Annotated in this window: 2 protein-coding genes and 1 tRNA gene; all 3 read left to right on the top strand. The window is 71.8% G+C overall.

From position 1 onward, the window contains the following. Positions 1–2255: translocation/assembly module TamB domain-containing protein (locus tag ACTS11_RS16560; RefSeq protein ID WP_442641403.1), on the top strand; the 2255-nt coding region annotated here is incomplete at its 5' end. A gap of 82 nt (positions 2256–2337) precedes the next feature. Beyond that, positions 2338–2424: transfer RNA gene (locus tag ACTS11_RS16555), tRNA-Leu, on the top strand. 46 nt (positions 2425–2470) lie between these two features. Then, complete coding sequence (locus ACTS11_RS16550; RefSeq protein WP_442641402.1) at positions 2471–3082, top strand: ribonuclease D; 612 nt, start codon at positions 2471–2473, stop codon at positions 3080–3082. Positions 3083–3138: the final 56 nt, after the last annotated feature.

Below are 3138 nucleotides of genomic sequence, written 5' to 3'. Positions count from 1 at the left end.
CGACGAGCGCCGGCTGGGAGGAGGGCGATCCGCTCCGCCTCCGCGATCTGCTCCTCGTCGCGGGAAACCTGACGGCGGAGGGCTCCGTCCGCGTCGGCATCGGCCAGGACCAGCTTCCCGTCGGCTTCGACCTCGCGGCGGTGGCGGGCGACCTCTCGCGCTTCTCCGGTCTGGCGGGTCAGGACCTTTCCGGTTCGCTGCGGGCCGATCTCGAAGGCACCGCGCAGGCTCTGTCCGGCGCGTTCGACATCGTTCTCGAGGGCATCGCGCAGGACCTCGCGGCGGGCGACGCGCTGCCGCCCTCCGTCCTGCCGGGCGAGACCCGGCTGCGTCTGTCGGCGGAGCGCGACGAGACGGGCACGCGGATCGACGAGCTGACCTTCGCCTCCGCCGACATCTCCGCCTCCGGCACGGCCTCCATCGGGTCGGTCGACGGCGCGGCGCCCGCCACCTTCGCCTTCGAAGCCGAAATCGCCGACCTCGGGCGCCTCTCCGAGCTCGCGGGGCAGGAGCTTTCGGGGTCGCTCGACGCCCGATTCGAGGGCACGGCCGAGGCCGAGGCCGGACACTTCGACGTCACGCTCGACGGCGTCGCGCGCGACCTCCGTGCCCCTTCGCTTCCGCCGCAGCTTCTTGCCGGGCAGACGCGCCTGCGCCTCGACGCGGCGCGTGACGAGACCGGCATCACGGTCGCCGAGCTGTCGCTCGACGGCAGCCAGATCCGGCTGAACGGGTCCGGGCGGATCGCCGACGCCGGTGGCAGCTTCACCGCCGACGCGCGCCTCGCCGACCTCGGCCTCTTCACCGATACGGTGCGCGGGCCGGCGACGGTAGCGCTCGAGGTCGGCCGGAATGGCGAGCCGGGCTGGCTTGTCGATGCGGACCTGCGCGGACCGGCGGGCCTGCGCGCGGATGTCGCGGGCACGGTCGGCCTCGACGGCGGACGCGTCGACGTGACGGCAGAGGGCGAGGCGCCGCTCGCCATCGCCAACCAGTTCATCGCGCCGCGTTCCGTTGCGGGCACGCTCCGCTTCGACCTCGCCCTCCGGGGGCAGCCGGGGCTCGGCGCGCTGTCGGGAACGCTGACGACGACGGGCGCGCGGCTCGCCGCGCCCACCTTCCAGGTCGCGCTCGAGGATATCGGGCTGACCGGACGCCTCCAGGGCGGGCGTCTCGCGCTCGACGGGGGCGGCACCGTCTCCACCGGCGGGCGCGTCGGCGTCTCGGGATCGCTCGACCTCGGCGCGGGCGGGGTTCCGGGCGAGATCGGTCTCACGCTCGACAACGTGCGCCTCGTCGATCCCACGCTCTACGAGCTGCGCATCGCGCAGGGCGACCTCAGGGTGCGCGGCCAGCTCGCGCGGGCGCCGCTGGTCGCGGGCCGGATCACGCTCGGCGAGACCGAGCTGCGCGTGCCCGAGACCGGCCTCGGCGTCGCGGCGCCCGTGCCGGACATCGCCCACCTGAACATGACCGCGCCCGAGCGCCGGACGCTCGCCGCCGCGGGCTTCCTCGACACCGGCAACGGCGGGGGCGGCAACGGCGGCGGCTCGGGCGCGGTCGGGCTCGACATCGAGATCGTGGCGCCGGGTCGCATCTTCCTGCGCGGGCGCGGCATCGACGCGGAATTCGGCGGCGCGATCCGCATCGGCGGCACCACCGCCAACGTGATCCCGGCGGGGCGGTTCGAGCTGATCCGCGGCCGCATCTCGATCCTCGGCACGCGGCTCGACATCGTGGAGGGGGCGGCGACGCTCCAGGGCGACTTCGACCCCTATCTCATCCTGCGCGCCGAGAGCCGCGCCAACGGCTACCGCATCGTCATCACGGTGGAGGGCCCGGCCTCCTCGCCGGACATCTCGCTCAGCTCCGACCCGTTCCTGCCGGAGGACGAGATCCTCGCACAGCTCCTCTTCGGGCGCTCGGTCTCGGCGCTGTCCCCGGTGCAGCTCATCCAGCTCGCCGATGCAGCGAGTTCGCTGGCCGGCGGGCGGTCGGACGGCGGGCTCCTGTCGAACCTGCGCGAGGGGCTGGGCCTCGACGACCTCGACCTCCAGACCGACGCCGAGGGCAACGCCGCCGTGCGCGCGGGCCGCTACATCTCGGAGAACATCTACACCGACGTGACCATCGGCGCGGAGGGCGAGAGCGAGGTTTCCCTCAACATCGACCTGACCCCGAGCGTCACGGCGCGGGGCAGTTTCTCCTCCGATGGCGGCAGCTCGCTCGGCGTGTTCTTCGAGCGCGATTACTGAGCCCGCAAGACCCCGCCGAAACCCGTCCGGAGCTTGTTGACACGCCCCGGGGCGCGGGATATCAGCCGCATTCACGACACCGGCCCAGGTGGCGGAATTGGTAGACGCGCTGGTTTCAGGTACCAGTGGCTTAACGGCCGTGGAGGTTCGAGTCCTCTCCTGGGCACCATCCCTCCCGACCGGGGGTCGGAACAGGGATCGGAAAGGGGTCGTTCGTGACAAATCACCTTCATTTCAGGGATCTTCCGGACGGCCTCGACCTCGGGCCGGTCGTCGCCATCGACTGCGAGACGATGGGGCTGAACCCGCACCGCGACCGGCTCTGCGTCGTGCAGCTGTCGGCCGGTGACGGGAACGCCCACCTCGTGCAGGTGGAGCCCGGCCAGACCGAGGCGCCGAACCTCGCCCGGATGCTGGCCGATCCCTCGGTGCTCAAGCTCTTCCACTTCGGGCGCTTCGACATCGCGGTGCTCGACCACACGTTCGGCGCGCTCGCCGCCCCGGTCTACTGCACCAAGATCGCCTCCAAGCTGGTGCGGACCTACACCGACCGGCACGGGCTGAAATACCTCCTGCAGGAGCTTCTGGACATCGATATCTCCAAGCAGCAGCAGAGCTCGGACTGGGGTGCGGAAAAGCTGACCGAGGCGCAGGTCGCCTACGCCGCTTCGGATGTCCTCCATCTCCACCGTCTGCGCGAGAAGCTCGACGCCATGCTCGCGCGCGAGGGGCGGACGGAGCTTGCCCAGGCCTGTTTCGACTTCCTGCCGACGCGGGCGCGGCTCGATATCCGGGGCTGGCCGGAAATCGACGTCTTCGCCCACTGACGGGTCCGTCATGGCCGCGCACAACGCCTATTCGAGACTCGTCGGCGGGCTGAAGG

This window comes from Roseicyclus sp., from assembly GCF_052168335.1.
Lineage (GTDB): Bacteria > Pseudomonadota > Alphaproteobacteria > Rhodobacterales > Rhodobacteraceae > Roseibacterium.
The sequence above is the reverse complement of the archived record's forward strand: the minus strand, read 5'-3'. Positions and strand labels throughout refer to the sequence as shown.